Source organism: Nitratireductor sp. StC3, assembly GCF_003015025.1.
Lineage (GTDB): Bacteria > Pseudomonadota > Alphaproteobacteria > Rhizobiales > Rhizobiaceae > Mangrovimarina > Mangrovimarina alexandrii.
Genome location: NZ_PYBP01000019.1, coordinates 1 through 26,102, shown reverse-complemented (window position 1 = coordinate 26,102; position 26,102 = coordinate 1). Strand labels below are relative to the sequence as shown.

The following is a 26,102-nucleotide window of genomic DNA, read 5'->3' as shown; positions in this document are numbered from 1 at the left end:
ATGGATCCGATGCGCGAAAAACTCGCGTGCGCACTCAGGGACGCGCAAAAGACCCAAGACAAACGCCGGCTGTCGACGATCCGGCTGATCCAGGCGGCCGTGAAGGATCGCGACGTCGCGAACCGCGCGGCCGGCAAGGATCCGGTCAGCGACGAGGACATCACGGCGATCCTGGCCAAGATGCTCAAGCAGCGCGTGGAATCGGCGCGCACTTTCGAAGAGGCCGGCCAGCTCGAACTGGCCGAGCAGGAGCGCCAGGAGATCGCGGTGATTCGCGGCTTCCTGCCGCGGCCGCTGGAGGACGAGGCGGTCAAGCAGGCCTGCAAGCAGGTCATCAACGAGGTCGGCGCCGGCGGCCTGCGCGACATGGGCAAATGCATGAACGCGCTGAAGCAGAAATTTCCCGACCGGATGGATTTCGGCAAGGCGAGCGGCATCGTCAAGGGCATGCTGCGCTGAGTTCTCGGCGCGGGGCCTATCCCGCCTTCAGGCGCGTGTCGCTGAGCATGCCGTGTTCTTCCAGAACCGGGTAGGCGATCGAGGCGAGCAGCGAATTGATCTGCTTCAGGTCGCGCAGCGTGTCGAGATGGATCGAACTCGTTTCGAGGCTTTTCACCGTGCCTTCGCGCAGCCGGTCGAAATGGCTCTGGTTGGACGCTTTTTCCTCGTCGCGCAGCCGGTCCTTCTCGGCGACGAGCTGGCGCGCGGTCTCGCTGTCGCGCGACACCAGCACGTTGAAGGCCAGCCTGGCATTGGCGGCGACGGCGGCGTGGAAGCCGGTCAGTTCGCGCCAGCCCTCATCGGTGAATTCCAGGCCGCGCTCCATCTTCTTGCGCACGTGGACGAGCATGTTGCGCACGATGATGTCGCCGACCTGCTCGAGTTTCACGCAGGCGCCGATGAGTTCCTGGCAGCGTAGCGCCTCGTCCTCGGTCAGCGGGTGGACGGTGGTCTTGGCCAGATAGAGCTTGATGGCGGCGTGGCGTCTGTCGACCCGGTCGTCGAGGGCGGCGAGCGCGTCGATGCCGTCCTTGTCGGCATGGGCGTAGAGCTCGATGATGCGCTGGAGCATGATCTCGACGATCTCGCATACGCGCACCACTTCGCGCGTGGCGTTGGCGAGCGCCTGGGCCGGTTTGTCGAGCGCGCTCTCGTTGAGCGCGCTGAGTTCGGTGGCGGCCATGAGGTCCGCGGCGGGGGCGGCGCGCGCCGACATCAGCGCCGTCGCGGCACGCACGACCAGGCCCGCGACCGGAACGCCGAGCACGGCCAAAAGCCCGTTGAACAGCAGATGGGCGTGGATGAGCTGCTCGGGCGCCGTCGCGCCCAGCCGCTGCAGCGGCGCGCCGAGGAGCGTGACCGCGACCAGGGCCAGGATCGCGCCGGTGGCGCGCACGACGAGATTGCCGACAGGCACGATGCGCGACAGCGGCGGCATGGTGCGCGCCAGCATGGCCGCGATGACGCCGCCGCCGAGATTGGCGCCGAGCACGAAGACCAGCCCGAGCTCGGCCGGAACCAGGCCGCGGCCCGCCAGCGCCACCACGAGCAGGATCGCGGCGACGGAGGAGTGAAACAGCCAGGTGGTGAGGGCGGCGACGATGAAGGCGGTGACGGGGTCGCCGGCGAGATAGTCGACGACGACCGGCAGCAGGCGGCTGTCGCGCAACGGTTCCGACGCCTCGCCGATCATGCGCAGCGACAGGATCAGCAGGCCGATCCCGATCAGGATGCGGCCGAACTGGCGCCAGCTGCGCGCCTGGGTGGCCAGAAACATGGTCGTGCCGGCGACCAGGCACACCGGCACCAGAAGCGCGAGATCGAAGGACAACAGCTTGACGACCAGCGCCGAGCCGATATCGGCGCCCAGAACGGCGATCAGTCCGGCGGTCGGCGACACGATGCCGGCGCCGGCGAACGAGCCGACCAGAAGGCTGACCGCCGTCGCGCTCTGCAGCGCCACGGCCAGGCCGGCGCCGGCCAGAACCGCCAGGAGCGGATTGCGCAGGGTGGCGCGCAGCCGGTGGCGCAGAATGTTGCCGTAGGCGCGCTCGACGCCGGTGCGCACCATGCGGGTTGCCCACAACAGCAGCGCCACGGCGCCGGCCAGATGCAGCAGCACCAGCGAGCCGCTCATCGCGCCGCGTCAGAAGATGCGCTGTCGCTCGGGACCGGGAAAAACGGCGAGCTCATGGATTTCCACTCCGTGCCGGCGCGCCGCCCGGGGGCCGATCGTTTAGCCGGAGAACGGACGGGCGGGCGCACGATACGCCGCGCGGCGGCGTCGCGCAACGCTGCCGCGAGGGGCGTTTTTCGGCGGTTTTGCGCGCTCAGGCGGCGTCGGATTCGCGCCGGTCTTCGACATCGGGCCTGTCGTCGAGCGCGGCGACGGCGTCGGGACGACCGAGCAGGTAACCCTGGCCGATCTGGCAGAACTCGCCGGCCAGGAACTGCAGCTCCTCCGACGTCTCCACGCCTTCGGCCAGCACCGGCAGGCCGAGGCCGCGGCCGATGCCGAGCACCGCCTTGACGATGGTGGCGGCCTGTTCGTTGGTGTCGACCTGCTTGATGAAGGAACCGTCGATCTTGATCTTGTCGAACGGGAAGGCGCGCAGGTTGGACAGCGAGGAATAGCCGGTGCCGAAATCGTCCATGGCGATGTGGACGCCGAGCGCCTTGAGCTGGCGCAGCGTCGTCAGGGCGCGGGTCATGTCGCGCACGAGCGCGGTCTCGGTGATCTCGATCTCGAGCCGGCTCGGCGCGAGACCCGTCTGCAGCAGGATCTCGTGCACGGTCTGCACGAAGCTCGGGCTGTGAAGCTGGATCGGCGACACGTTGACGGCGATCGTCACCGGCTTCTGCCAGGTGACGGCCTCCTTGCAGGCGGTGCGCAGAACCCATTCGCCAATCGGCACGATGATGCCGCTTTCCTCGGCGATCGGGACGAAAAGCGCCGGCGAGACGTTGCCGCGGGCCGGATTGGACCAGCGTAGCAGCGCCTCGAAACCGATCGTCTCGCCGGTGTCGAGCCGTTTTTGCGGCTGGTAGACCAGGCGGAATTCGTTGCGGGCGACGGCATGGCGCAGCTCGTGCTCCATCAGCCGGCGGGCGCGCGCCTCCATGCCCATCGCCTCCTCGTAGAAGCGCCAGGTGTCGCGGCCTTCCGACTTGGCCCGGTAGAGCGCGGCGTCGGCGTTGCTCAACAGCGTCTCGCGGTCGCCGGCATCGTCGGGAAACAGCGCGATGCCGATGCTGGTCGACATCAGACCCTCATTGCTGGCGTCCTCGTTTTCCTCGCGGAACGCGCCCAAGACCGCCTCGGCGATGCGCGCGGCGTCCTCGGGGCGCGCCAGGCGCGGGGCGATGACGGCGAATTCGTCGCCGCCGAGGCGGGCCAGCATCTGTCCCTCGCCGAGCGCGCCCGACACGCAGCGCGCGACCTTCTTCAGCATCACGTCGCCGGCGGCGTGGCCGAACAGATCGTTGACCTCCTTGAAGCGGTCGAGGTCCAGGCACAGCAGCGCCAGATGGCCGCCCGTGTCGCCGATGGCGAGGATTTCCTCGTCGAGCCGGGCGGAAAAGGCGCGCCGGTTGGGCAGGCCCGTCAGCGCGTCGTGCAAAGCGAGCCGGCGAATGTCGGCCTCGGCCGCCTTGCGCTCGCGGATGTCGCGCACGGCGACCACGAGATGCGGCTTGCCGCCATAGTCGACGAAGCGCGACAACAATTCGACGGGCACGCTGTTGCCCTCGTTGATGACCAGCTCGGTCTCGAAGATTTCCTGCGAGCCGTCGAGCAGGGAACTGCACACGTCTTCGTCGGGAAACAGATCGGTGAGATGGCGGCCGGCCAGACTGTCCGGCGTCCAGTCCGTCAGCGCCATGAAGCTGGCATTGGCCGTGACCAGACGGGTGCCGCGGCACAGCAAAAGCCCCTCGATCGCCGCGTCGGCGAGATTGTGCATGCGCGCGGCTTCGCGCTCGGCATAACGATAGTCGCGCACGTCGATCCACAGCGCGGTGCAGACCAGAAGCAGGATGATGAAGCTTGCGGCCGCGATCGCACCGGCAAGCAGCGGCGCGGGGATGGCGCTTGCCGGCACGGCGACCGCGGCGTCGGGCAGGATCGACACCGCGCCCATGCCGGTGAAATGCATGCCGCAGATGGCCAGCGTGAGCACCAGCGCGCCGGCGACACGGGCAAGAATGGTCCGCGAGCGCAGCGCCACGAACACCGCGAGCGCGCCAAGACCGACGCCGGCCACGAGCGAGGCGGCGACGAAAAGCTGGTTCCAGGCGACCACGCCCTGGACCTGGAAGGCGGCCATGCCGACATAGTGCATGGCGGCGATGCCCGCGCCGATGATCGCGCCGCCGACCAGGCGGTTGTCGATGCCGGGGCGCGCGACGGCAACCGCGATGCCGGCGCCGGTGACCAGGATGGCGACCAGCAGCGACACCAGGGTCAGGCCGAGATGATAGCCGTTGGGCACGCCGGGCTGGAAGGCGAGCATGCCGATGAAATGGGTGGCCCAGACGCCCGAGCCGGTGGCGGTCGCCGCCACGGCCGTCCACACGTGGCGCATGACGCCGCGGGCCCGGCCGACATGGTGAAGAAGATTGACCGCGGTGAGCGACGCGATCAGGCAGGTCACGGCGGCAAGCAGCACAAGCCGCAGATCGTGCTCGGTGAGGATGCAGTTATAGACCGTCAACATATCGTGCCCCCGCGTCGATATCGGCGCATGGTCTAGCAGGTCGGGCTTGAAAAAGGATGAATCGCGCCGTTTTCGCCGCGATCAAGGCCTGGCGGCCGAACCCGCGACCGGGCCGAAGCTGTGAAAACCGGGTATGGCGGGCGATTGCGCTCGCGCGCGTCGCGGGGCGCGCCTATATGGGGGACGGAGACAGGTTTATGCGCTTTTCACCCTCCTTCCTCGACGAGATACGCGACCGGGTGTCGATTTCGGCCGTCATCGGCCAGCGCGTGACGTGGGACCGCAAGAAGACCAACGCCTCGCGCGGCGACTACTGGGCGTGCTGCCCGTTCCACGGCGAAAACACGCCGAGCTTTCACTGCGAGGACCGCAAGGGCCGCTACCATTGCTTCGGCTGCGGGGTGTCGGGCGACCATTTCCGGTTTCTGACCGAGCTCGACGGCCTGTCCTTCCCCGAAGCGGTCGAGCGGGTCGCCGACATGGCCGGCGTGCCGATGCCGGCGCGCGACCCCGAGGCCGAGCGCCGCGAGAAGAAGCGCGCCAGCCTGAGCGAGGTGATGGACCTGGCGGCGGTGTTTTTCCAGGAACAACTGCAGTCGGCCGCCGGGGCGGCCGCGCGCGCCTATCTGCGCGAGCGCGGCGTCAGTTCGGCCACCCAGCAGAATTTCCGGCTGGGCTATGCGCCCGACAGCCGCAATGCGCTGAAGAGCTATCTCGCGGCCAAGGGCGTGGGCAAGGATCAGATCGAGGCCTGCGGCCTGGTCGTGCACGGCGACGACATCGCGGTCTCCTACGACCGGTTCCGCGACCGCATCATGTTTCCGATCGAGGATGCCCGCGAACGGGTGATCGCCTTCGGCGGCCGGGCCATGTCGCCGGCGATCGCTGCCAAATATCTCAATTCCAACGACACCGAGCTCTTCCACAAGGGCAACGTGCTCTACAATCTCGCCCGCGCCCGCAAGGGGCAGGGGCGCGAGGGCACCGTGATCGCGGTCGAAGGCTATATGGACGTGATCGCGCTCGCCCAGGCCGGTTTCGCCAATGTGGTGGCGCCGCTGGGCACGGCGCTGACGGAAAACCAGCTCGCCTTGTTGTGGCGGATGTCGCCGGAGCCGATCCTGTGTTTCGACGGCGACCAGGCCGGTCTGAAGGCGGCGTGGCGGGCGGCGGACCTGACGCTGCCGGAAATCGGGCCCGGCCGCAGCCTGCGTTTCGCCCTGCTTCCCGAAGGCCAGGACCCCGACGACCTGGTCAAGGCGGGCGGTAAGGAGGCGTTTTCGGCGGTTCTCGCCGATGCGCGTCCGCTCGCCGACATGCTGTGGCAGCGCGAAACGGCCGGCGGCGTGTTCGACACGCCCGAACGGCGCGCCGAGCTGGAAAAGCGCCTGCGCGACCTCGTCGGGCGCATTCGCGACGAAAGCGTGCGCCGACATTACGGCCAGGAGATGCGCGAGCGCGTGCAGGGCTTTTTCGGCACGCCCGAGCGCGGTCGCCACCGTGGCGACGCGCCGGGCGGGTCCGGCCAGGCCGGGCGCGGCCGGGGGGGGCAGGCGGCCGGCCGTCTCGCCGTCTCGCAAAGCCTGGCACGCTCGGCGCTGGTGCGCCAGTCGGCCGGCATCATGTCGCTGCGCGAAACCGTTCTGGTCGTGTCGCTGATCAATCACCCGGCGCTGTTCGACGGCCATTTCGATGTCGCCGAACGGCTGGACCTGACCCATCCGGACCTGAAACACCTGCACGCGGCGCTTCTCGACGCCGTCGCCCACGGCGTGGCGGCCGATCGCGACGCGGTGGTCGGCTGGCTGGAAAAGGCCGGTCTGGGCGAAGCCTGGAAGCGGGCCGAGACGCTGGTGCGGCGGGCGCGGCAATGGCCGGCGCTCGCCGACGCAGCGCTCGACGACGCGCGCGACGCCTTCGAGCAGGCGCTGCACTTGCACCTTTCGGCGGGCACCCTACATAAGGAACTCAAGGTGGCCGAGGCGGCGCTCGCCTCCGACCCGACCGACGAGAATTACCGGCAACTGCTCGAAATCCAGGCCCAGTTGCGCAATGCTCAGGCGACGGAAGCGCTCATTGAAGGATTTGGTCTCTTGTCCGGCAAAACAGCCCGAAGCTGACGCTTGCGGGCTTTTTTCGCGCGAAGTTGCGCCGCACGGCTTGACCTCGCCGGGAAATGACGGAATCAGGGCGGGTTGAATTCGTTAACGATGGCCCCGCCCTCCCGGCCGGGGACCCCGACAGGGCGATGTCAGGGTTAAGCGGGCTTTAACGCGAGACGGTTACTCGCTGACGGGATAACGGACGGGCGCATCCGATCCCCCGAACGGAAGGCGGCAGACGACCTTCCGTGCAGTTGGAGACACACGCATGGCGACAAAAGAAAAGGAAGAGGCCGAGACCGAGCGCGAAGGCGGTCCGGACGGCCCGCTGCTCGATCTCTCCGACGACGCGGTCAAGAAGATGATCAAGGTCGCCAAGAAGCGCGGCTACGTGACCATGGACGAACTCAACGCCGTCCTGCCGTCGGAAGAGGTGACGTCCGAGCAGATCGAGGACACGATGGCGATGCTGTCCGACATGGGCATCAACGTCGTCGAGGACGACGAGTCGAGCGAGGACGGCGAGGGCGAGCGCGCCAATGCCGGCGGCGAGGAGGAATCGACCGAACTCACCGAACAGGCCGGCACCGCGGTCGCGGCCACCACGACCAAGAAGGAACCGACCGACCGTACCGACGATCCGGTGCGCATGTATCTGCGCGAGATGGGCTCGGTCGAGCTTCTGTCGCGCGAGGGCGAGATCGCGATCGCCAAGCGCATCGAGGCCGGCCGCGAAACGATGATCGCGGGGCTGTGCGAAAGCCCGCTGACCTTCCAGGCGATCATCATCTGGCGCGACGAGCTCAACGAAGCCAAGATCCTGCTGCGCGAGATCATCGATCTGGAAACCACCTATGCCGGCCCGGAAGCCAAGCAGGCTCCGGCGATCGAGCGCAAGGACGAGGACGACGCGGCCAAGAAGGAAGACCCGAAGGCCGCGCGCCGGGGCCGCGACGACGACATCACCAATGTCGGCGGCGAGGGCCAGCCCGAGGAAGAGGACGACGAGGAAGACGAGGCCAATCTGTCGCTGGCCGCGATGGAGGCGGAACTGCGTCCCCAGGTGATGGAAACGCTCGATTTCATCGCCGACACCTACAAGAAACTCAGGAAGCTGCAGGACCAGCAGGTCGAAAACCGGCTGGCGGCGTCCGGCTCGCTGTCGCCGAGCCAGGAGCGCTCCTACAAGAAGCTCAAGGAAGAGCTGATCAAGGCGGTCAAGTCGCTGTCGCTCAACCAGAACCGCATCGAGGCGCTGGTCGAGCAGCTTTACGACATCAACAAGCGGCTGGTGCAGAACGAGGGCCGCCTCCTGCGTCTGGCCGAGAGCTACGGCGTGCGCCGCGAGGAGTTCATCAAGGAATATCAGGGCTCGGAGCTCGATCCGAACTGGATGAAGCGGATCGCCAATCTGTCCAGCCGCGGCTGGAAGGAATTCACCAAAGGCGAGGGCCAGGGCATTCGCGCCCTGCGCACCGAGATCCAGAATCTGGCCCAGGAAACCGCGATCTCGATCTCCGAGTTTCGCCGCATCGTCAACCAGGTGCAAAAGGGCGAGCGCGAGGCGGCGATCGCCAAGAAGGAGATGGTTGAGGCCAATCTGCGGCTGGTGATCTCGATCGCGAAGAAATACACCAATCGCGGCCTGCAGTTCCTGGACCTGATCCAGGAGGGCAATATCGGGCTGATGAAGGCGGTCGACAAATTCGAATATCGGCGCGGCTACAAGTTCTCCACCTATGCGACGTGGTGGATCCGGCAGGCGATCACCCGCTCGATCGCCGACCAGGCGCGCACCATCCGCATTCCGGTCCACATGATCGAGACGATCAACAAGATCGTGCGCACCTCGCGCCAGATGCTGCACGAGATCGGTCGCGAGCCGACGCCGGAGGAACTGGCCGAAAAGCTCGCCATGCCGCTGGAGAAGGTGCGCAAGGTGCTGAAGATCGCCAAGGAGCCGATCTCGCTCGAAACGCCGGTCGGCGACGAGGAGGATTCGCATCTCGGCGATTTCATCGAGGACAAGAACGCGGTTCTGCCGATCGACGCGGCGATCCAGGCCAATCTGCGCGAGACGACGACGCGCGTGCTCGCCTCGCTGACGCCGCGCGAGGAGCGCGTGCTCAGGATGCGCTTCGGCATCGGCATGAACACCGACCACACGCTGGAAGAGGTCGGCCAGCAGTTCTCGGTGACGCGCGAGCGTATCCGCCAGATCGAGGCCAAGGCGCTCAGGAAACTGAAGCACCCGTCGAGAAGCCGCAAGCTGCGCAGCTTCCTCGACAGCTGACGTCCGACCCTGCGTCGAAAAAAGCCCGGCCACGCAAGGCCGGGTTTTTTGTTGGGAAAAGGGGAAAACCGCGCAGCCGGGTTTTCAAACCCGGCCGGCGATAAGGGCTGGCAGTTGCAAAGGTTCCGCTACATCGCCCGCGCGCATTCGCGGCAGAACGGCGTGTGCGGCAGGGCGTCGAGCCTTTCCTCGGAAATCTCAGCGCCGCATTTGACGCATTCGCCATAGGTGCCGGCCTCGATGCGCTTGAGCGCGGCCTCGATGGCGCGCTGCTCGTCCTGGCCGCTGGTGCCGAGCTGTTCGAGCACCTCGTCGCCCTCGCTCTCCACGGCGCTGTCTTCCCAGTCGGGATTGGGGGCGTCGTCGAGTTCGTCCTCGATGCGGGTGAGGCGGTCGTCGAGCTCGGCCAGCCGGCTGAGGAGCTGTTTCTTGCGCGTGTCGATATCGGTCATGGTCGCGTCCTTTTGCAGGTTCCAGGCACTGTACCGGCCAGATTGCGGCAACAGCTTGATTTCGGTCAAGAAACGGTCGAAGACGGTCGCGATTTCCGTCGCTCGGCGCCTGTCCACCATATCCGGCCTGCCCGCCCCTTGACAGGGCGTATCGCCGCCGCGCACGAAAACGCATGGCGCTGACTTTGATCACCATCGAGACCGCCGGGTCCGGCCTTTACGAATTCACCGACCGCGCGGCCGCGTTCGTCGGCAAGACCGGCGTCGGCGAAGGGCTTTTGACCGTATTCGTGCGGCATACGTCGTGCTCGCTGGTCGTCCAGGAAAACGCCGATCCGGACGTGCGGCGCGACCTCGACGGGTTTTTCCGCCGGCTGGTGCCGCCGGCGGACGACCCCGCCATGGACTGGATCGCGCACACGGCCGAGGGAGCCGACGACATGCCCGCCCATATCAAGGCGGCGCTCACCCAGACCTCGCTCGGCATTCCGGTGGCCGAGGGGCGGATGCTGCTGGGGACCTGGCAGGGGCTCTACCTGTTCGAACACCGGGCGCGGGCGCACCGGCGCGAAATCGTGCTACATGTGGCCTCAGGCTGACTTTCGAACCATGCCGCGCCGGCCCCGCGCCGCGCGGCTTTCACAAGGCGGAGACGACGATGTCCTTTTTCAAACGGCTTTTCGGGCTCGGCGGCGGCGAGGATGCGCAGCCGGCCGCGGCCAAGGTGGCCGCCGAAATCGAGCACAACGGCTACGTGATCAAGGCGATGCCCTTCAAGGAGGGCGGCCAGTTTCAGACCTGCGCGCTGATCGCCAAGGAGATCGACGGCGTTGTGAAGGAACACAGGCTGATCCGCGCCGACCGTTTCGCGGCCGAGGAGGACGCGGTCGCGGTGTCGCTGCGCAAGGCCAAGCAGATGATCGACGAGCAGGGCGAGCGGCTGTTCGGGTGAACGGCGGCGCGACCGGCCGGTTGAACTTCGCGGGCCGGCATGTACATCTGACCCCCGACAGGCGGGCGGGGCGTCCGCAGGCGGGTGAACGGGGATAGGCCGGTCTTGGAACGCAATCTGCTCAAATTCATCTGGCAGAACTCCCGGCTCAAGCAGGTCTGGCTCCTGATCGTCATCGTCGCCTCGATGCCGCTCTATTTCCTGACGCTGGAACTGCCCAAGCAGATCGTCAACGGGCCGATCCAGGGCGAGGGGTTTTCGGCCGCCGGCGCCGAGCAGCCCTTCCTGCGCCTGCCCCTGCCGTTTGCCGAACAGGTTTTCGGCCGCGAGATCGTGCTGTTCGAGGGGTTTTCCCTCGACCGGCTGGCGATGCTTTTCGCGCTCGGCCTGCTTTTCTTGGCCGCGGTCGTCGCCAACGGCGCCTTCAAGCTCTACGTCAACACCTACAAGGGCAAGCTCGGCGAGACGCTGCTCAGGCAATTGCGCTACACGCTGCTCGACCGGGTGCTGCGCTACCGGGTGGTGCGGTTTCGCAACTTGAAGGGGGCGGAGGCGGCCTCGGTGATCAAGGACGAGGTCGAGCCGCTGGGCGAGTTCGTCGGCGACGCGTTCTCGCTGCCGCTGTTTCTGGGCGGGCAGGCGATCACCGGCCTGTTGTTCCTGTTTCTGCAGAATTTCTATTTCGGCATCCTGACGATCGCGATCGTCGGCTTCCAGGTCTGGATCATTCCGCGCCTGCGGCGCAAGCTGATCCAGCTCGGCCGGCAGCGGCAATTGCAGGCGCGCCGGCTGTCGGGCCAGGTGGCGGAGACGGTGGAGATGGCGCCCGACATCCACGTCAACGACATCTCCAACTACACGCGGGCGCGCCATTACGGGCTTTTGTCCACGATCCTCGATATCCGCTTCGAGCTCTATCAGCGCAAATTCGCGGTCAAATACATCAACAATCTCTTGATGCAGTTCCTGTCGTTCCTGTTCTACGTGCTCGGCGGTTATTTCGTCATCACCGGCCGGCTCGACATCGGACAGCTCGTGGCGGTGATCGCCGCCTACAAGGATCTTCCCGGGCCGATCAAGGGCCTGATCGACTACGATCAGATCCGGCTGATCAACGAGGCCCGCTACGAGCAGACGATCGACAGTTTTCGCGATGACGGGCTGTTGCCGGCCGCGATCCAGCAAATGCCGGGGCAGGCCGTGCCGCGGCTGCGCGAGGGGTTCCGGGCCGAGCGCGCCAGGCTGGAGGACGAGACCGGCCGCGTGGTGCTGGAAAATCTCCATGCCGCCATCGCGCCGGGCGAACGGGTGGCGATCGCGACCGGCGGCAACGACGCCGCGCGGATCGCGGCGGGTGTGTTGTGCACGGCGCTGGCGCGGCTGACGACGCCGGTTTCCGGCACGATCACGCTCGACGGCAAGCCGCTCGACGATCTGCCCGAAAGCCTGACCGGACGGCGCGTCGCCTATGTCGATGCCGGCACGTTTTTTCCCGCCGGCACGATCCGCGACAATCTGACCATGGTTTTGAAGAACCAGCCTGTCGGGTTTGCCGAGAAGACGACGCCGCCGACCCCGCCCAAGGGCAGCGGCGGGCTGTTGCACGATGCGCCGCCGGACGAGACGCTGGACTGGATCGACCTTGCGGCGCTGGGTCTTGCCGACAAGCGGGCCTTCGACCGGCACGTGGCGGCCGTGCTCGACCTGGCGGGCCTGTCGCGGCAAATCCAGGATCTGGGCCTGCGCGGCACCGTCGATCCCGAACACAATCCCGCTTTTTGCGACAAGATCGTCGAGGTGCGGCGCGAATTCCGCGACAATGCGGCCGGGTTCGGCGTCGCCGGCATCGTCGAGCCGTTCGACCCCAAGCGCTACAACGCCCAGGCCGCGATCGGCGAAAACCTTCTGTTCGGCACCGCGCGCGTCCCCGGCTGGGAGCTGGACGCGCTGGCCACCAATCCGGTGCTCTTGGCGATCCTCGACCGGCACGGGCTGCGCGAGCGGTTTTTGGAGATGGGCCGGCGCATCGCGGAAGCGCGCATCGAACTGTTCGGCGACCTGGCGCCCGACAGCAAGATCTTCGAGACGGTGGCCGATGTCAGCTACGAGGAAGTGGCGCGGCTGAAGGAGATGATGGCCAGGCTGCGCATGGGCCGTCAGGCCAAGCAACAGCCCGCGCAACGCCGCGCCAAGGCGGGGGCGAAGGCGCTTTCCGACCGCGAGGAGCTGCTGCGCATCACCTTCAATTATTGCGAGGCGCGCAGCCGTTTCGGCGTGCTCGACGCCGAAACCGAAAGCGACATTCTGGCCGCGCGGGCGGATGTGCGCGAGACCGTTTCGGAGATGGAGGCCGCGCCGGTGTTCTTCCACGATCCGGACCTCTACAATCCGACCGCAACCGTGCTCGACAACATCCTGCTGGGGCGTGTCAGTTCCAGCGCGGTCGATGGCCGCGAGAAGGTGCTGGCGGCGGTCCAGGAGCTGATCGCGCGCACCGGGCTTTCGGACGGCCTGCTCGATGTCGGGCTCGATTTCGAGATGGGCAATGGCGGGCGGCGGCTGTCGGAAACGCAGCGCCAGAAGCTGCATCTGGCGCGGGCGCTGATCAAAAAACCTGATATCATCATCTTCAACGAAGTGCTGGGCGCGCTGGACGTGGCCAGCCGGCAGGCGACCATGCGGCGGGTTCTCGCGCTCCCGCTTCTGGGCGACGAAGACTGGAAGCCGGGGATCCTGGCGGTGCTTCTCGACGACGAGCTTGCCGGCCTTTTCGACCGCGTCCTGGTGTACGGCAACGGCACGCTGGTGGAAGACGAGCCGGACGAGATCGCCGCGCGCGCGGGCGATGGCGAGGCCACGGCAGACGAGAAAGGGGCGGAAGACGATGCGCACGCTGAATGACGAGGTCGAGGTTCTGCGACGGATTCCGCTGTTCGCCTCGATCGAGCCGTCGAAACTGAAACTGGTCGCCTACGCCGCCGATCGGGTCGAGCTGAACGACGGCGAGGTGCTGTTTCGGCAGGGCGACGCCGGCGACAGCGCGTTCATCCTGGTCAGCGGCGTCGCCGACATCGTTTCCGAAACCGAGGGCGCGCAGGTTGTGGTGGCGCAGTTGCGCGACCATGCGCTGGTCGGCGAGATGTCGGTGTTTTGCGACGTGCCGCGCTCGGCCACGGTGCGGGCCAACGGCAAGCTGATCGCGCTCAAGATCGGCAAGGATTATTTTCTCGAGCTGATCAAGGAGTTTCCGGAACTGGCCGGACGCATCATCCGCGAACTCGCCTTCCGGCTGGCCAAGACCACCGCCGATCTGGCCGCGAGCGAGCGTGCGGTGCGCAAATAGGCGCAGATCACGGGCCGCGTTCACGATCGGGCGCGGCCAGGCCGTCGACAAAGGCGGTAAGCACCGTCATGAAATCCCCGGGATCGGCGCCGGCCTCCACGGCCAGGGCGGCCCTGTCATAGGCCGACGACAGCAGCAGCGTGACGGCGCCGAGCGGCATGGGGCGCAGGGCGCGGGCGGCCATCGCCGCGGCCAGACCCTCGCGCAGGGAGCGCATGGCGCCGATCTCGGCGTCGATGGCATCCATCCCGGCGCGCCCGAGCACGGCCGGGCCGTCGAGCAGCAGGAGACGGGTGCGTCCGGGTTCGCGCATGGCGCCCAGAAACGCCCGGCCGCCGGCGATCAGCGCCTCGCGCACCGGCATGTCGCCCGATGACGCGGTTTCGATCTCGGCCGCGACCCGACTGGATTCCAGCTCCACAACGGCCCGGAACAGCGCCTGCTTGTCGGCGAAGTGGTGATAAAGCGCGCCGCGCGTGACGCCGGCAGCCGCCACGATCTCCGGCGTGCCGGTCTCCGCATAGCCCTTGTCGACGAACAGCCGGCGCGCGGCCGCGATCAGCTGCGCGCGCATGGTCCGCGAGCGTTCGCGATTGGAGCGTCGTTTCGTTTCCTGTTGCATACATTCAGCCTGTATGTTAATTCAAAGATACATACAGACTGTATGTGTGGTGCTGCGAAAAGGAAAGCCCGATGAAAACCACCTCCTATTATCCCGTGCTGATGAGCGACGACGTGGCCGCAACCGCAGCCTTTTACGTCGAGCATTTCCGCTTCCAGGCGCTGTTCGAGAGCGACTGGTACGTGCATCTGCAGTCGCGCGAGGACAAGCGGGTCAATCTCGGCATCGTTCGGGGCGACCACGAGACGGTGCCGCCGCAGGGACGGGGCACGACGTCGAACCTGCTGCTCAATTTCGAGGTTGCCGATCCGGACGCCGTCTACGAGCGGGTGCGGGCGGCGGGGCTGACAATCCTGCGCAGCTTGCGAGACGAGCCGTTCGGCCAGCGCCATTTCATCACCGTCGATCCGAACGGGGTGATGATCGATGTCATCAAGCCGATCCCGCCGAGCGCTGAGTTCGCCGCGCAATATCTGGGCGGGGGCGACGCGGGCTGAGCGTTATCGCCGTGGCGCCGCGTGCGGTTGACCTCGAGGGCGTGCGCCTCCATCTACGCAAAGCCGGACCAGGGTGCCGGCTTTGCGGAGGAAAAAAATGGCGCGGCGCGGATCGTCGATCGGTTTCATGGGACGGTTCGGACGCTCCGCCGACCTGCGTCAGCTCGACGGGGCGCTGCGCACCCTCGACCTGCATCCGGCGCTGGTGCCCGAAGGCGTGAAGCTGACCATCGCCAATCTCCTAAAAGACCATTTCGACGCCGACGAACCGCCCGCGCACGCCTATGCGCCGGCCGCCGCGCTGGTGGCCTATTGCGCGCTCGGGGCAGAGGCGTTTGCGGCCGCCAACGGCGCCGAACCGGCGGCCGGGGTCGAAAGGCGCATCGAGGCCGCGATCGCGGCCGGCGCGGGCCACGACGCCGACCTGGTGCTGCTTTGCCTGCATGCCGGCCTGATCCAGCCGGCGGTGGTCGCCCGCTTCGATCTGTCGGTCGAGGAAGGCTGACGGCCTGCCGTCAGCCGCCGACGATTTCCACAACCTCGATGTCGAAGACCAGGTCCTGACCGGCGAGCGGATGGTTGGCGTCGACCGTGACGGTGTCCTCGGTCAGCTCGACCACGGTAAGCGCCACCGGGTGGCCCTCCGGCGTGCTGGCCTGCAGCCGCACGCCGACCTCCAGTTCGATCGTGTCGGGGATCTGGGTGCGCGGCAGCGCCTGGATCTGGTTCTGGTCGCGCGGGCCGTAGGCCTCCGCCGCCGGAATGGTGACGCTGGACTTGTCGCCGACGTTCATGCCGTTGACGTGATTGTCGAGGCCGGGAATGATCTGGCCCGAGCCGACCTCGAATTCGAGCGGCTCGCGGCCGGCCGAGGAATCGAATTCCGTGCCGTCGGTGAGCTTGCCGGTATAGTGAATGCGAACGACATCGCCGCTCTTGACTTCGGCCATTGATTTGTCTCGATCTTGCTTGAGGAGATTTGCGGCGGCGAACCGGTGCTTGCGGTTGCGCGGCCGGACGGGAGGCGGACGCCGCGCGCCCAGCCTCAAGGACATCTGCAAACTTAGCGACCGGAGCGCGAATGTAAACCGCGCGCGGGGCCGCGCGGGCGATTTTACCGTGCGCGAACATCGGCTACAGTCCGGCCGCAATCATCAGGAGGTCTCGATGTCGCTCAAGGGCAAAACCATTTTCGTTTCGGGCGGGTCACGCGGCATCGGGCTGGCGATCGCGCTCAGGGCGGCGCGCGACGGCGCCAATGTGACCATCGCGGCCAAGACCGCCGAGCCGCATCCCAGGCTGCCCGGCACCATCCATACCGCGGCCCAGCAGATCGAGGCGGCCGGCGGCAAGGCGCTGCCGGTCCTGTGCGACATCCGCAACGACGAGCAGGTGGCCGAAGCCATCGAGGCGACGGCGAGCGCCTGCGGCGGCATCGACATCTGCATCAACAATGCCAGCGCGATCCAGCTCACCGGCACGCTGGAGACCGACATGAAGCGGTTCGACCTGATGCACCAGATCAACATGCGCGGCACCTATATGGTCTCCAAACTGTGCATTCCGCATCTGAAGAAGGCCGCGAACCCGCATATCCTGACCCTGTCGCCGCCGCTCGACATGCAGGCGAAATGGTTCAAGAACCACGTCGCCTACACGATGGCGAAATACGGCATGTCGATGTGCACGCTCGGCATGAGCGCGGAATTCGCCAAGGACGGCATCGCGGTCAATTCGCTGTGGCCGCTGACGGCGATCGACACGGCGGCGGTGCGCAACCTGCTCGGCGGCGAGGCGGTGGCCTCGATCAGCCGCACGCCGGAAATCATGGCGGATGCGGCCTATGCGATCTTGAACCGGCCGGCGCGCGAGTGCACCGGTAATTTCTTCATCGACGAGATGGTGCTGCGCGAAGAGGGCGTGACCGATTTTTCGCCCTATGCCCCCGGCGCGAAAGGCGCGCTGGCGGCCGATTTCTTCGTGCCGGACGCGGTGTTCGACCAGACCGACACCAAGGTGACCGGAAGGCTGTGAGACCGGGCTGGCGAGGCGAACGGGGGAGCGCATCGACGCCCATGCCGCGCGCAGGCTGACAAAAGGCCCGCATGGGCGCCTTGAGCCCGACCGGCAACGGCGGTTGCGCCGCCAGCCGCCGCGGCCCGGCTTGCCGCCTGCCTCGGCCGGCGGCCGCCCTAGGCGAACATCAGCGTGCGCGCGATTTCCGGCACGAGCCTGGCCCGCTTCAGCGCCGTCTTCAGCGCGGCGCGCTCGTGGCGGGTCAGGGCGGCGATCTCGACCCGGTTCGAGACCGCCACGCCGGCCAGGAGATCGCGTGCCTGCTGGGCGAGCATCAGCCGCACGACAAGCGCGTGGGCCTCGATCAGCGCCCGCAGATCGGCCTCGCCGCCGATCTTCTTTGCGATCAGCCCTTCCAGCCGCTCGCGCGTGCCGCGCAGGCGCAGGTCGTGGCGGATCGCCAGCGTGCGCGCCAGCGAGACGACCGGAAACAGCCCGTGCATCTTCAAGTCGATACGTCCGGCCACGGTGGCGAAACCGCCGAGCAGGGTGAAGGGGTCCGGTCCGCCGAGCAGGCGTTCGCCCAAAAGCTTGGCGAAGCCGATATTCGCGCTTGCCAGCCGAAAGGCGTGGTCGAACAGCGCGGTTGCCAGGTGCGCCGCGCCGTGCACCGGCACCATGTCGAAAAAAATGTCGACGTTGAGCAGATCCTGCGGCCGCGAGTGCGCCACCCAGCCGGCGACGCGTTCGCGCCAGACCGCCTCGGAGCCGCGCCATGGCGGGTTTTTGGCCATCACGCCGCCGCTGCACAGCGGCACGCCGGCGGCATCCAGCAGCGGGGCGATCTTTTCGCCGAGTGCCGAAAACCAGGCGTCCTCGGGCCCATCGGGCGCGCCGTGCGCGAAGACGATCGCATTGTCCTGGTCGGGCGCGAGCAGGCTTTCGCCGCGCCCGGCCGAGCCGAGCACGATCAGCGCGTAGGGACAGGGCGGCGGCCCCCGGCCCTCGGCCAGCATCGCGGCCTCGGCGATCTGGGCGGCGCGGCGGGTCAGCGCGCGCAGTTCCTCGCTGACGATCGCCGCGACCAGCCGGGCGTCGATCTCCTCGCCGATCAGGGCCTGGGCGACGGCAGGCAGGCCCGACCAGGCGGCCGCCATCGCCGTCGCGTCGCCGGCGGCCTCGATCGCGTCGTCGAGGCCGATCGCCGCGCCGGCCCGCAGGCGCAGCAGGTCGCGCGCCGAAACGATGCCGGCAAGCCGCCCGTCCTCGTCGCGCACCGCCAGATGGCGTATGCCGAGCCGGTCCATGCGCCCGACGGCGCGATAGGCGAAGGCGCCGGTTCGCACGCTGTGCAGCGGCCGGCTGGCGATCGCGCCGACCGGCACGGCGAAGGCGGCCGCGCCGCCGCCGGCGATCCGGCGCATGACGTCGCGCTCGGTGAGGATGGCGTAGTCGTCGAGCGGGCCGCCGCCTACGCCGTCGTCGGAGACGAACAGCGCGCCGATGCCGTTTTCGACCATCAGCGCGATCGCCGCCTCAAGCGTCTGATCCGTGCGCATGACGACCGGCGGCGCGCTCATCAGGGCCGAGACCCGGTGGCGATAGGCGAAGGGGTCGAGCGCGCCGAGGGCGCCGGGCCCGGCAAACCGTTCGGGCCGCGACACCGGCGCGGCCCAGCCGGCGCGCTGGTGGCGCTCCAACTGGCCGGTGAGCGCCAGGCAGGCGCGCTCGGCCTCGGCCAGCGTCCTGACGCCGCGTTCGGCAAGCCGCGGCACGAGACGGACGAAGATCGCGCCGGCCGCGCGCGCGTCGCCGAGGGCGGAATGGCGGTCGGCGATCGGCACCTCGAGCCATTCGGCGAGCATGTCGAGCGACTGATCGGGAAGCTGCGGCGCCACGAGGGCGGCCAGGAGCCGGACGCACAGCGTGCGCGGCCTTGCCCAGGCGAGCCCGGTCCGCTCCGCCTCGGCCGCGATCACGGCCAGGTCGAAACCGACCGCGTAGCCGATCACCACCCGCCCGGCGGCGAAGTCGTCGAACGCCCGCAGCGCGGCGTCGGCTGCGGGCGCGCCGGCGACCATGGCGTCGGTGATGTTGTGGATGGCGGTCGTTTCGGCGGGGATCGGCACACCGGGATCGACCAGGGTCTCGAAGGTCGCGTCGTCGCTCACGCGTCCCGCCGCAAGCGCGACGGCGCCGATCTGCACGAGGCGGGCGCTCGTCGTGTCCAGGCCCGTCGTTTCCGTATCGAGCGCCACCGCGTCGAGCGATACGAGCGGTGTCGCGCCGCTGGCCTTGCGCATGAAACCCTCCACGCCCGCTTCTTATCATGCCGATGTCGGCCCCGTCATTGATCCGGATCAGGCAGGTGCGGGCGCGTCGGCGGCAAAGAAAAGGCCCGGCCGGAAAACCGGGCCGGGCCTCGACAGGCGCGCGGGCCGCCGTCAGTTCGCCCGCGCGACCGGCGTCACCAGCGGCGTGATGCGGCGGATGGCGACACGCCGGTTCTCGCGTTCGCGCTCCTCGGTGGCGACCTTCAGGTAGCGCTCGCCGTAACCCTGGGTGACGAGGTTTTCCGGCGGGATGGCGAACACTCGGGTCAGGGCGCTGGCGACCGCTTCGGCACGTTCGTCCGACAGGGCCAGATTGGCGAGGTCGGAGCCGACCGCGTCGGTGTGGCCCTCGATCAGGAAGGTCTCGCCGGGATTGTCCGCCAGCAGACGGTCGATAGCCGTCGCGACGCCTTCGAGCCTGGCGATCTCGCTTTCGGGGATCGAGGCGGAGCCGAACGCGAAGGTGATCGTGTCCAGGTCGACGCGGCGCACCGTGTCGCGAATGCGGGCGGAACGCTTGACCTCGTCGATCGAATAGAGCCGGCGGACCTTTTCGACCGGGGGCTTGTCGAGGAACTCGTAATAGATTTCCGGCCCCTCGGCCCGGCGCGCGTCGAGAATATAGTCGCGGGCCGGGATCGTCAGCCGCAGCGGCGGCAGGTCGGCGCCGGGATCGCGCCAGTCGCGCACACGCTCGTAATCGCGTTCGTCGACATAGGCCAGCACGATCTCGTGCCCGTCCGGCGTGATGCGCGAGCGCCGCACCACATCGCCGTAGCGGTTGCGGATGGTGACGATCTGCGAGCCGTTCGGCCGCACGATGGTCTCGCGTTCGCGGCCGCGCGGCAGGGTCTCGTAATAGACCTCGCGCGCGTCGCGGCGCAGCCGCGGGCGATCGGAACTCTCCACGAAGGTCTGGTTGTTGAACTGGATCACGAAGCGGTCGCCGAACTCCTTGACCACCTCGGCGCCTTCGGGACGCGCGCGCCGGGCGCGACGCTCTTCGCTGCGTTCGACCTGTTCGCCCTTTTCGGCGATGGCGGATTCGAGCGTTCGCGGTCGCGCTTCGGCATCCTGGGCAGCCGCGTCGGTCTCGGGCGGCGGCGCCGCCTCGCCGGCCGCGTCGGCGGGCTGTTCGATCGCCTGATCGTCCGTCCCTTCGCCGGCCGGCCGTTCGGCGCCGCCGGTATCCGGCGCCTGCTTGGCGCTGTCGAGAACCGGCGCGGTCTCCTCCGGCGGGGTTTCGGTCTGCCCGCCGATCGCCTGGTCGGCCGCCTCGTTCTCGGCTTGCGGCTTATCGGCCTCGGTGTCCGGTTTCGGCTCGGGAACCGGCGCGGCCTCCTCCGTCACGGCCTCGGGAGCGGGATCCGGCGCGGCCGCGTCGGGGGCCTGGTCGGCGGTCTCGGTGTCCGGTTTCGGCTCCGGTACCGGTGCGGCCTCCTCCGTCACGGGCTCGGGCACAGGCGCGGGCTCGGGCGCGACGGCCTCGGGTTTCGGCTCGGGTTTCGGCTCGGGTTCCGGGGCGGCTTCGGGCGTCTTCTGCTCGGCTTGCGGTTCCGGCTTGGGTTCCGGCTCGGGGGCAACCTCCGGCGTCTTCTGCTCGGCCGCTTCCGGCTCCGGCGCGGCGTCCGCCGCGGCCGGTGTTTCCGGCTCGGGTGCCGGCTGTTCCGCCTTGGGCGCAGGCTCAGGCGCAGGTTCGGGCTTGGGCGCAGGCTCGGCCTCCGGCGCCGGTGGTTCGGCGGCCTCGGGCTTTGGCGCGGGTTGCGCCTCGGGCTCGGCCGCGGGGGCTTCCGCCTCGGGGGCGGGCGCGGCCTCGGGTTCGGGTTTCGGGGCCGGCTCCATCGCGGCCGGCTCCTCGGTCGCCGCGCCGTCCTTTGTCGGCTTGGGCTCTTCCTCGGTTTGCTCCGCGTCCGCGGGCTTGTCCTGCACGAGCCGCAACAGGGGCGCGGCTTCGCGATCGGGCTTGGCGCCGACCGCTGCGGGGCCGGCGGCGTGGCTCGGCGCGGCACCGAGCAGCAGGCCGAGCGCGGTGCCGGCGAGAATGCGTGCGTGAAGCTTCATCGGATCTGAATCCTCTTGTGACGCCCCTTCACGGGCTAAAACCCCCGGCGCGGCTTATGGTTCCGCGACGCGCCGGCGCGCGGCGCTTGACGGGGCGCGCGCAAACGGCGAAACCGGCGCGATGACGAGCCGGTTCTGGAAAGACAAGACCCTGGAGCAGATGAGCGCGGCGGAGTGGGAATCGCTCTGCGACGGCTGCGGCAAATGCTGCCTGGCCAAGCTCGAGGACGAGGACACGGGCGAGATCTACTGGACCAGCGTGGCGTGCCGGCTGTTCGATGCCGGACGCTGCCGCTGCCGGAACTACGACAACCGCCTGGAACGGGTGCCGGACTGCGTGCGGCTGACACCGGACAATGTGCGCACGCTGTCCTGGCTGCCGGAGACCTGCGCCTATCGACTGGTCGCGGAGGGGCGTGACCTTTACGATTGGCATCCGCTCGTGTCGGGCCGGGCCGACAGCGTGCACGAGGCGGGCGTGTCGATGCGCGGGCGGGTAAGCGCGTCGGAGGACGAGCTTGCCGAGGTCGAGGCCTATTTCAATCACATGCTGGAACACGAGCCGTGACGACGCGCGCGATACGCGAGGCGGCGCGGCAGGCCGGCGGGACAGACTGCAAACCGAGACGGGAAAGACCATGAGCGAACACCAGAGCCGGGCGCTTATCGAGCGCTATTTCGACGCCTTCAACGCCGCCGACGACGAGGCGATGCTGGCGCTGCTTGCCGAGGATGTCGCGCACGACATCAACCAGGGCGGGCGCGAGATCGGCCTGGAAAAATTCCGCTGGTTTTTGGGCATGATGGCGCGCCATTATCGCGAGCACTTGTCGGACATCGCCATCATGGTCGCCGAGGGCGGCGGCCGGGCGGCGGCCGAGTTCACCGTGCGCGGCACCTATCTGGCGACGGCCGAAGGGCTGCCGGAAGCCAAGGGCCAAACCTATACGCTGCCGGCCGGGATCTTTTTCGACATCGACGACGGCCGCATCTCGCGCGTGACCACCTATTACAATCTCGAGGACTGGATCGCGCAGGTGTCGGCCGGATGACGCTCGTCGTGCGCCGGCTGGATATCGCGGAGGCGCGCGCGCGCTTCGACGAGCTCGCCCGGCTGCGCATTACCGTTTTTCGCGACTATCCCTATCTCTACGAGGGCGACGCCGCCTATGAGCGGCGCTATCTGGCGACCTATTTTGCGGCCGACAAGGCGGCGGTGATCGGCGCGTTCGACGGCGACAGGCTGGTGGGCGCGGCGACCGCCGCCCCGCTCGCCCAGCATTTCGAGGCCTTCGCGCAGCCTTTCGCCGAGCGCGGGCTGGACGTTGCCACGTTTTATTATTTCGGCGAATCCGTGCTTTTGAAACCCTATCGCGGGCAGGGGGCGGGGGTGCGCTTCTTTGCCGAACGCGAGGCGGCGGCGCGCGAGTTCGGTTTCCGGGCCTGCGTGTTTTCCGCCGTCATGCGGCCGGAAGACCATCCGCGCCGCCCGCCCGACTATCAACCGCTCGACGGTTTCTGGCGCAAGCGCGGCTACCGGCCGATCGACGGCCTGGTGACGGAATTTTCCTGGCGCGAGATCGGCGCGGCGGCCGAAACCCCGAAGCCGATGGCATACTGGATGCGCCGGCTGTAACGCCGTTCCGCTTTTCACACCATCGCGGACCGGCTCCACCTTAGTGTTTTAACGCGTTTTTGAACGGCGAACCGGCGTTCCTCTCGCCTGCAAACGCCCGTTGCCTTTGGCGATTTTTGGCGATGACGGGCCCGCCTCCCGGCGGGCGGACGCCGCATCGCATCCCCTCGTCGGCCACCGCGTCACGCGGGCCCGGCGTGCCGACCCCGGCGCGTTCGGGGCGGGCAGTCGGCGCGGCCCCGCGCGATCTTCTGCGTTTTGCCGGCCGGTGGGGTGCCATGAACGCGGCATGAACGGACGGTTCTCATCCGGTTCAGGCAGGGGCGGCCAGTATCCGGGCATCGCTTCGGCGAGCAGACATCCGAACCCCGCTCACAGGAGACATCCCATGTTCACCTTCCTCAAAACCGCCGCTCTTGCATCCCTGATCGGCTTCGGCGCCATCGGCGCGACCTCCACCAGCGCGCTGGCCGACGGCATTTCGATCGGCATTGGCGGTTCCGGCGGCCATGTGTCGATGCGCTTCGGCGATGGCGGCCGCCACTGGCGCGGTGGGCGCGACTGGCGCGGCGGCCGCGATTTCCGCCGGCCGGCCTGCACCACCCAGCGCGCCGTGCGCAAGGCACGCGGCATGGGCGTGCGCCGGGCGCATGTCGTGCGCGCCAATCATCGCGTCATCAAGGTGCGCGGCCGCAAGTTCGGCCAGCGCGTCGCGGTTACCTTTGCCCGGGCGCCGCGTTGCCCGATCGTCGCGATGCGCTGACGCCGCGATGCACTGAGATGGGAACCAAAAAGGCCCGCGAACCGGTTTCGCGGGCCTTTTGCATGCGATCCGGCGGGCCTAGTCTTGCGGGCCGATGCCGAAGGTGACGTTGACCTGGACGCGATAGCTGTTTTCGCCGGCTTCGACCGGCGCCGCGCCGGAGGCCATCTCGGCGCGCGCCATATAGGGCATCGGGCGCGGGGTGTAGGCCTGTTCGGAAATCTCGATGATCTGGCCGAGTTCCACGCCGGCGGCCGCGGCCAGGGTTCCGGCCTTGGCGATCGCGTCCTTGACGGCGGCCGTGCGCGCCTGCGTCAGGGCGGAGGAGGGGTCCTCGTTGCCGAACAGGATGCCGCCGCCCTGGTTGACGCCGAGCGTGACGGCCTGGTCGAGAACGGCGCCGACGGCGGCGATGTCGCGCACGCGCACCGACAGCGTGTTGGCGACCTGATAGGCGGCGATCTCGGAGGTCTGGCTGCCGTCGGCGTGTTTTTTGGCCTCGTAGCGCGGGTTGATCTGCAGGCCGGCGGTCTGCAGGTCGCGGGCGGCGATGCCGGCCTCCTTCATCGCCGCGATCACGGCCTCCATCGCCTGGTTGGCGGCGCTCATCGCCTCGCGCGCGCTGTCGGCCTCGCGCATCACCGACAGGGTCAGGACCGCGAGATCGGGCTTCAGCGTCGCCTCGCCCTCGCCGGACACCTGGATGCGCGGCGAGGGCTGGTCGGCGGCGATTGCGGGCACGGCGCAAAGCGACAGGGCGGCGGCCAGCGGCAGGACGGTGCGGATCATTCAGTTCACTCCGAGTTTGTCTCCCGCCGCAAGCGCTAGGGGGCGAATGTGGGTGGATTGCGGCGCCTGCTTGTGCAGGCGTCAAAAAGCCACTAAGTCACGCAGCCGGTGGGGCCTGTAGCTCAATGGTTAGAGCCGGCGGCTCATAACCGCTTGGTTGGGGGTTCGAGTCCCTCCAGGCCCACCAATCCCATTAAGGTCTTGATTTTCTTTGATTATTTCTCCCACACCCTGCGCATGGTGGTTTGGGATGAGCCCTGTGAAGCTTTTATTCGCCCTGAGTGGGAACGGTGACAGGGTCTCGCAGTGATGATTGCACCTGACTTCTGCACCGCGCAAGTTATTGAGATGCAAGGCTACCAGAACGGTGCATAAATCTTGGATTATGCGCTTCCCGAAAGCAGCTGAACGAAAAGTCGAGACGTTTGCATTGGCTCGCTTGATCACTATATGTTCTTCTGATGCTATTGTGGCAGAGAAGAGCAATGGGTGGGCTGATTGAAGAGATCCAGCGTGACGCGCTGGACAGCAAGGTTCCGATTGAAGCGTTATTGCGACGGGTCAAGCTCGCTGCCGCCAAGCTCCAATTAGGTGACCTACAAAGTTGGGTCGAGCAGGAGCTAAACGGGTATCCTGGTGAGCTACCAGCCTACCGCAAGGTGGTGGGCCAGCCTGCGGCGTGGAACCCTTATAACGGATGGATACCCGTCCATGACGATGAGCGCCTAATGGAAATCATCAGTGATGCGCGAGTAGGGCAGTCCGCAGCAAGTCTTCGAGATTTGTTGGATAAGAATTCTGATGGACCACTTCATTTGCAAGTTCCAGCAGGGCTAGTTTCCCAGCTTAATCAGATGATGAAATTTCAGACGCCGAGAATGGTGCTGCAAATCAGTCGCGGTCATATAGTGTCTATCCTAGATACCGTTCGAAACATGGTCTTAGATTGGGCGATTGAAATGGAGAAGAAAGGCGTTCTCGGACACGGAATGAGCTTCGATGCGGGTGAGACGAAAATGGCTCAAGCGGCGATGCAGACCATTAACATTGGTCAGATTGGCAGCATGGTCGGAAACCTTGGAACTGGGAATTCGACCGGCGACATCACGGTTTCACAGGCTAGCGTCAGTCGCGTCTCGGAAACTGTTGCAAAGATCAAGCAAAGTGTGCCTCAGCTCGTTGAGGAGGGTGCGGACGGGGCAAAGCTCGGAAAGGTGATCGAGCATCTTGAGGCTGAACTCGCGACGCAGCAACCAAAGCCCTCTCGCCTCAAGGGCCTCCTTGAAGATGCCAGGTCAGCCCTCGCCGGTGCGGCGGGCAATCTGACATCCGAAGGTGCGCTTGCGATGATCGCCGCTGCGATGAAGGCATTGGGAAGTTAGCTGACTCCCAGCTGTAGCTCCGATGACCTGCTCCCCTGAGATGTTCCCGATTTTGGGTTAGCCTGTTCCTCGACAAAGGAGACAGGCAATGAAGCGATCACGGTTCTCGGAAGAACAGATCATCGGGGTTTTGAAGGAGCATCAGG

The 26,102-nt window shown here is 67.4% G+C and carries 23 protein-coding genes and 1 tRNA gene; 16 read left to right on the top strand and 8 right to left on the bottom strand.

Annotated elements, in window-relative coordinates; all coding sequences use genetic code 11:
- The first annotated feature begins 9 nt into the window (after positions 1–9).
- Complete coding sequence (locus tag C7T96_RS22790) at positions 10–459, top strand: GatB/YqeY domain-containing protein (protein ID WP_106573570.1); 450 nt, start codon at positions 10–12, stop codon at positions 457–459.
- A gap of 16 nt (positions 460–475) precedes the next feature.
- On the opposite strand, the gene C7T96_RS22785 is transcribed toward C7T96_RS22790, so the two are convergent.
- Entirely contained in the window at positions 476–2,137 is a 1,662-nt protein-coding gene (locus C7T96_RS22785) for a Na/Pi cotransporter family protein (protein ID WP_106573555.1), read from the bottom strand.
- Between the two features lie 193 nt (positions 2,138–2,330).
- Positions 2,331–4,715, bottom strand: coding sequence for an EAL domain-containing protein (locus tag C7T96_RS22780; RefSeq protein WP_106573554.1), 2,385 nt, complete (start codon positions 4,713–4,715; stop codon positions 2,331–2,333).
- A 197-nt stretch (positions 4,716–4,912) separates the two neighbouring features.
- Between C7T96_RS22780 and dnaG the strand changes: the two genes are divergently transcribed.
- Positions 4,913–6,835 (top strand): DNA primase, encoded by a 1,923-nt coding sequence (gene dnaG, locus C7T96_RS22775; protein WP_106573569.1) that lies wholly within the window; start codon positions 4,913–4,915, stop codon positions 6,833–6,835.
- A 250-nt stretch (positions 6,836–7,085) separates the two neighbouring features.
- Positions 7,086–9,110, top strand: a complete 2,025-nt coding sequence (gene rpoD / locus C7T96_RS22770; RefSeq protein ID WP_106573553.1) for an RNA polymerase sigma factor RpoD — start codon at positions 7,086–7,088, stop codon at positions 9,108–9,110.
- A gap of 128 nt (positions 9,111–9,238) precedes the next feature.
- On the opposite strand, the gene C7T96_RS22765 is transcribed toward rpoD, so the two are convergent.
- Positions 9,239–9,562 carry a TraR/DksA family transcriptional regulator gene (locus C7T96_RS22765; protein ID WP_106573568.1) on the bottom strand — a complete coding sequence of 108 codons (324 nt, stop codon included), beginning with the start codon at positions 9,560–9,562 and terminating at the stop codon, positions 9,239–9,241.
- A gap of 173 nt (positions 9,563–9,735) precedes the next feature.
- On the opposite strand from C7T96_RS22765, the gene C7T96_RS22760 reads away from it, so the two are divergent.
- From C7T96_RS22760 to C7T96_RS22745, 4 genes are all read left to right on the top strand, one after another.
- Positions 9,736–10,161: a secondary thiamine-phosphate synthase enzyme YjbQ gene (locus C7T96_RS22760; protein ID WP_106573552.1), complete on the top strand. Its 426-nt coding sequence runs from the start codon at positions 9,736–9,738 to the stop codon at positions 10,159–10,161.
- 59 nt (positions 10,162–10,220) lie between these two features.
- Positions 10,221–10,514 carry an HlyU family transcriptional regulator gene (locus C7T96_RS22755; RefSeq protein WP_106573551.1) on the top strand — a complete coding sequence of 98 codons (294 nt, stop codon included), beginning with the start codon at positions 10,221–10,223 and terminating at the stop codon, positions 10,512–10,514.
- Positions 10,515–10,619: 105 nt separating this feature from the next.
- A complete protein-coding gene (locus C7T96_RS22750; protein ID WP_106573550.1) occupies positions 10,620–13,415 on the top strand; it encodes an ABC transporter transmembrane domain-containing protein in 2,796 nt (931 codons plus the stop codon).
- Positions 13,399–13,857, top strand: a complete 459-nt coding sequence (locus C7T96_RS22745) for a cyclic nucleotide-binding domain-containing protein (protein WP_106573549.1) — start codon at positions 13,399–13,401, stop codon at positions 13,855–13,857. The genes C7T96_RS22750 and C7T96_RS22745 overlap by 17 nt, the downstream gene beginning before the upstream one ends.
- A 7-nt stretch (positions 13,858–13,864) precedes the next feature.
- On the opposite strand, the gene C7T96_RS22740 is transcribed toward C7T96_RS22745, so the two are convergent.
- Positions 13,865–14,479 (bottom strand): TetR/AcrR family transcriptional regulator, encoded by a 615-nt coding sequence (locus tag C7T96_RS22740; protein WP_106573548.1) that lies wholly within the window; start codon positions 14,477–14,479, stop codon positions 13,865–13,867.
- A 71-nt stretch (positions 14,480–14,550) separates the two neighbouring features.
- Between C7T96_RS22740 and C7T96_RS22735 the strand changes: the two genes are divergently transcribed.
- Both C7T96_RS22735 and C7T96_RS22730 read left to right on the top strand, forming a co-directional pair.
- Positions 14,551–14,976 (top strand): VOC family protein, encoded by a 426-nt coding sequence (locus tag C7T96_RS22735; RefSeq protein WP_106573547.1) that lies wholly within the window; start codon positions 14,551–14,553, stop codon positions 14,974–14,976.
- A gap of 97 nt (positions 14,977–15,073) precedes the next feature.
- Entirely contained in the window at positions 15,074–15,481 is a 408-nt protein-coding gene (locus C7T96_RS22730) for a hypothetical protein (protein ID WP_106573546.1), read from the top strand.
- A 10-nt stretch (positions 15,482–15,491) separates the two neighbouring features.
- Here the strand turns inward: C7T96_RS22730 and C7T96_RS22725 are convergent, their stop codons facing one another.
- Positions 15,492–15,926 carry a peptidylprolyl isomerase gene (locus C7T96_RS22725; protein ID WP_106573545.1) on the bottom strand — a complete coding sequence of 145 codons (435 nt, stop codon included), beginning with the start codon at positions 15,924–15,926 and terminating at the stop codon, positions 15,492–15,494.
- 217 nt (positions 15,927–16,143) lie between these two features.
- On the opposite strand from C7T96_RS22725, the gene C7T96_RS22720 reads away from it, so the two are divergent.
- Complete coding sequence (locus C7T96_RS22720) at positions 16,144–17,010, top strand: NAD(P)-dependent oxidoreductase (RefSeq protein WP_106573567.1); 867 nt, start codon at positions 16,144–16,146, stop codon at positions 17,008–17,010.
- Between the two features lie 158 nt (positions 17,011–17,168).
- Here the strand turns inward: C7T96_RS22720 and C7T96_RS22715 are convergent, their stop codons facing one another.
- The gene (locus tag C7T96_RS22715; protein WP_106573544.1) at positions 17,169–19,295 is read right to left on the bottom strand and encodes a DUF294 nucleotidyltransferase-like domain-containing protein; all 2,127 of its coding nucleotides are present in this window, start codon (positions 19,293–19,295) and stop codon (positions 17,169–17,171) included.
- Between the two features lie 141 nt (positions 19,296–19,436).
- Positions 19,437–21,386, bottom strand: coding sequence for an OmpA family protein (locus C7T96_RS22710; RefSeq protein ID WP_106573543.1), 1,950 nt, complete (start codon positions 21,384–21,386; stop codon positions 19,437–19,439).
- Between the two features lie 121 nt (positions 21,387–21,507).
- Between C7T96_RS22710 and C7T96_RS22705 the strand changes: the two genes are divergently transcribed.
- The 4 genes from C7T96_RS22705 (at position 21,508) to C7T96_RS22690 (ending at position 23,785) form a co-directional block, all read left to right on the top strand.
- Positions 21,508–21,954: a YcgN family cysteine cluster protein gene (locus C7T96_RS22705; protein WP_106573542.1), complete on the top strand. Its 447-nt coding sequence runs from the start codon at positions 21,508–21,510 to the stop codon at positions 21,952–21,954.
- A 70-nt stretch (positions 21,955–22,024) separates the two neighbouring features.
- Positions 22,025–22,438 (top strand): ketosteroid isomerase-related protein, encoded by a 414-nt coding sequence (locus C7T96_RS22700; protein ID WP_106573541.1) that lies wholly within the window; start codon positions 22,025–22,027, stop codon positions 22,436–22,438.
- Positions 22,435–23,022 (top strand): GNAT family N-acetyltransferase, encoded by a 588-nt coding sequence (locus C7T96_RS22695; RefSeq protein WP_106573540.1) that lies wholly within the window; start codon positions 22,435–22,437, stop codon positions 23,020–23,022. The genes C7T96_RS22700 and C7T96_RS22695 overlap by 4 nt, the downstream gene beginning before the upstream one ends.
- A gap of 388 nt (positions 23,023–23,410) precedes the next feature.
- Positions 23,411–23,785 (top strand): hypothetical protein, encoded by a 375-nt coding sequence (locus tag C7T96_RS22690; protein ID WP_106573539.1) that lies wholly within the window; start codon positions 23,411–23,413, stop codon positions 23,783–23,785.
- 78 nt (positions 23,786–23,863) lie between these two features.
- On the opposite strand, the gene C7T96_RS22685 is transcribed toward C7T96_RS22690, so the two are convergent.
- A complete protein-coding gene (locus C7T96_RS22685; RefSeq protein ID WP_106573538.1) occupies positions 23,864–24,574 on the bottom strand; it encodes an SIMPL domain-containing protein in 711 nt (236 codons plus the stop codon).
- A gap of 111 nt (positions 24,575–24,685) precedes the next feature.
- Between C7T96_RS22685 and C7T96_RS22680 the strand changes: the two genes are divergently transcribed.
- Positions 24,686–24,761, top strand: a tRNA-Ile gene (locus C7T96_RS22680).
- 298 nt (positions 24,762–25,059) lie between these two features.
- Entirely contained in the window at positions 25,060–25,956 is an 897-nt protein-coding gene (locus C7T96_RS22675; protein ID WP_106573537.1) for a hypothetical protein, read from the top strand.
- The last annotated feature ends 146 nt before the right edge of the window (positions 25,957–26,102 follow it).

What these genes read in the sequence shown, in the direction of transcription:
- C7T96_RS22790 (WP_106573570.1), top strand. Translation starts at nt 10, where the DNA reads ATGCGCGAAAAACTCGCGTGCGCACTCAGGGACGCGCAAAAGACCCAA.
- C7T96_RS22785 (WP_106573555.1), bottom strand. Translation starts at nt 2,137, where the DNA reads ATGAGCGGCTCGCTGGTGCTGCTGCATCTGGCCGGCGCCGTGGCGCTG.
- C7T96_RS22780 (WP_106573554.1), bottom strand. Translation starts at nt 4,715, where the DNA reads ATGTTGACGGTCTATAACTGCATCCTCACCGAGCACGATCTGCGGCTT.
- dnaG (WP_106573569.1), top strand. Translation starts at nt 4,913, where the DNA reads ATGCGCTTTTCACCCTCCTTCCTCGACGAGATACGCGACCGGGTGTCG.
- rpoD (WP_106573553.1), top strand. Translation starts at nt 7,086, where the DNA reads ATGGCGACAAAAGAAAAGGAAGAGGCCGAGACCGAGCGCGAAGGCGGT.
- C7T96_RS22765 (WP_106573568.1), bottom strand. Translation starts at nt 9,562, where the DNA reads ATGACCGATATCGACACGCGCAAGAAACAGCTCCTCAGCCGGCTGGCC.
- C7T96_RS22760 (WP_106573552.1), top strand. Translation starts at nt 9,736, where the DNA reads ATGGCGCTGACTTTGATCACCATCGAGACCGCCGGGTCCGGCCTTTAC.
- C7T96_RS22755 (WP_106573551.1), top strand. Translation starts at nt 10,221, where the DNA reads ATGTCCTTTTTCAAACGGCTTTTCGGGCTCGGCGGCGGCGAGGATGCG.
- C7T96_RS22745 (WP_106573549.1), top strand. Translation starts at nt 13,399, where the DNA reads ATGCGCACGCTGAATGACGAGGTCGAGGTTCTGCGACGGATTCCGCTG.
- C7T96_RS22740 (WP_106573548.1), bottom strand. Translation starts at nt 14,479, where the DNA reads ATGCAACAGGAAACGAAACGACGCTCCAATCGCGAACGCTCGCGGACC.
- C7T96_RS22735 (WP_106573547.1), top strand. Translation starts at nt 14,551, where the DNA reads ATGAAAACCACCTCCTATTATCCCGTGCTGATGAGCGACGACGTGGCC.
- C7T96_RS22730 (WP_106573546.1), top strand. Translation starts at nt 15,074, where the DNA reads ATGGCGCGGCGCGGATCGTCGATCGGTTTCATGGGACGGTTCGGACGC.
- C7T96_RS22725 (WP_106573545.1), bottom strand. Translation starts at nt 15,926, where the DNA reads ATGGCCGAAGTCAAGAGCGGCGATGTCGTTCGCATTCACTATACCGGC.
- C7T96_RS22720 (WP_106573567.1), top strand. Translation starts at nt 16,144, where the DNA reads ATGTCGCTCAAGGGCAAAACCATTTTCGTTTCGGGCGGGTCACGCGGC.
- C7T96_RS22715 (WP_106573544.1), bottom strand. Translation starts at nt 19,295, where the DNA reads ATGCGCAAGGCCAGCGGCGCGACACCGCTCGTATCGCTCGACGCGGTG.
- C7T96_RS22710 (WP_106573543.1), bottom strand. Translation starts at nt 21,386, where the DNA reads ATGAAGCTTCACGCACGCATTCTCGCCGGCACCGCGCTCGGCCTGCTG.
- C7T96_RS22705 (WP_106573542.1), top strand. Translation starts at nt 21,508, where the DNA reads ATGACGAGCCGGTTCTGGAAAGACAAGACCCTGGAGCAGATGAGCGCG.
- C7T96_RS22700 (WP_106573541.1), top strand. Translation starts at nt 22,025, where the DNA reads ATGAGCGAACACCAGAGCCGGGCGCTTATCGAGCGCTATTTCGACGCC.
- C7T96_RS22695 (WP_106573540.1), top strand. Translation starts at nt 22,435, where the DNA reads ATGACGCTCGTCGTGCGCCGGCTGGATATCGCGGAGGCGCGCGCGCGC.
- C7T96_RS22690 (WP_106573539.1), top strand. Translation starts at nt 23,411, where the DNA reads ATGTTCACCTTCCTCAAAACCGCCGCTCTTGCATCCCTGATCGGCTTC.
- C7T96_RS22685 (WP_106573538.1), bottom strand. Translation starts at nt 24,574, where the DNA reads ATGATCCGCACCGTCCTGCCGCTGGCCGCCGCCCTGTCGCTTTGCGCC.
- C7T96_RS22675 (WP_106573537.1), top strand. Translation starts at nt 25,060, where the DNA reads ATGGGTGGGCTGATTGAAGAGATCCAGCGTGACGCGCTGGACAGCAAG.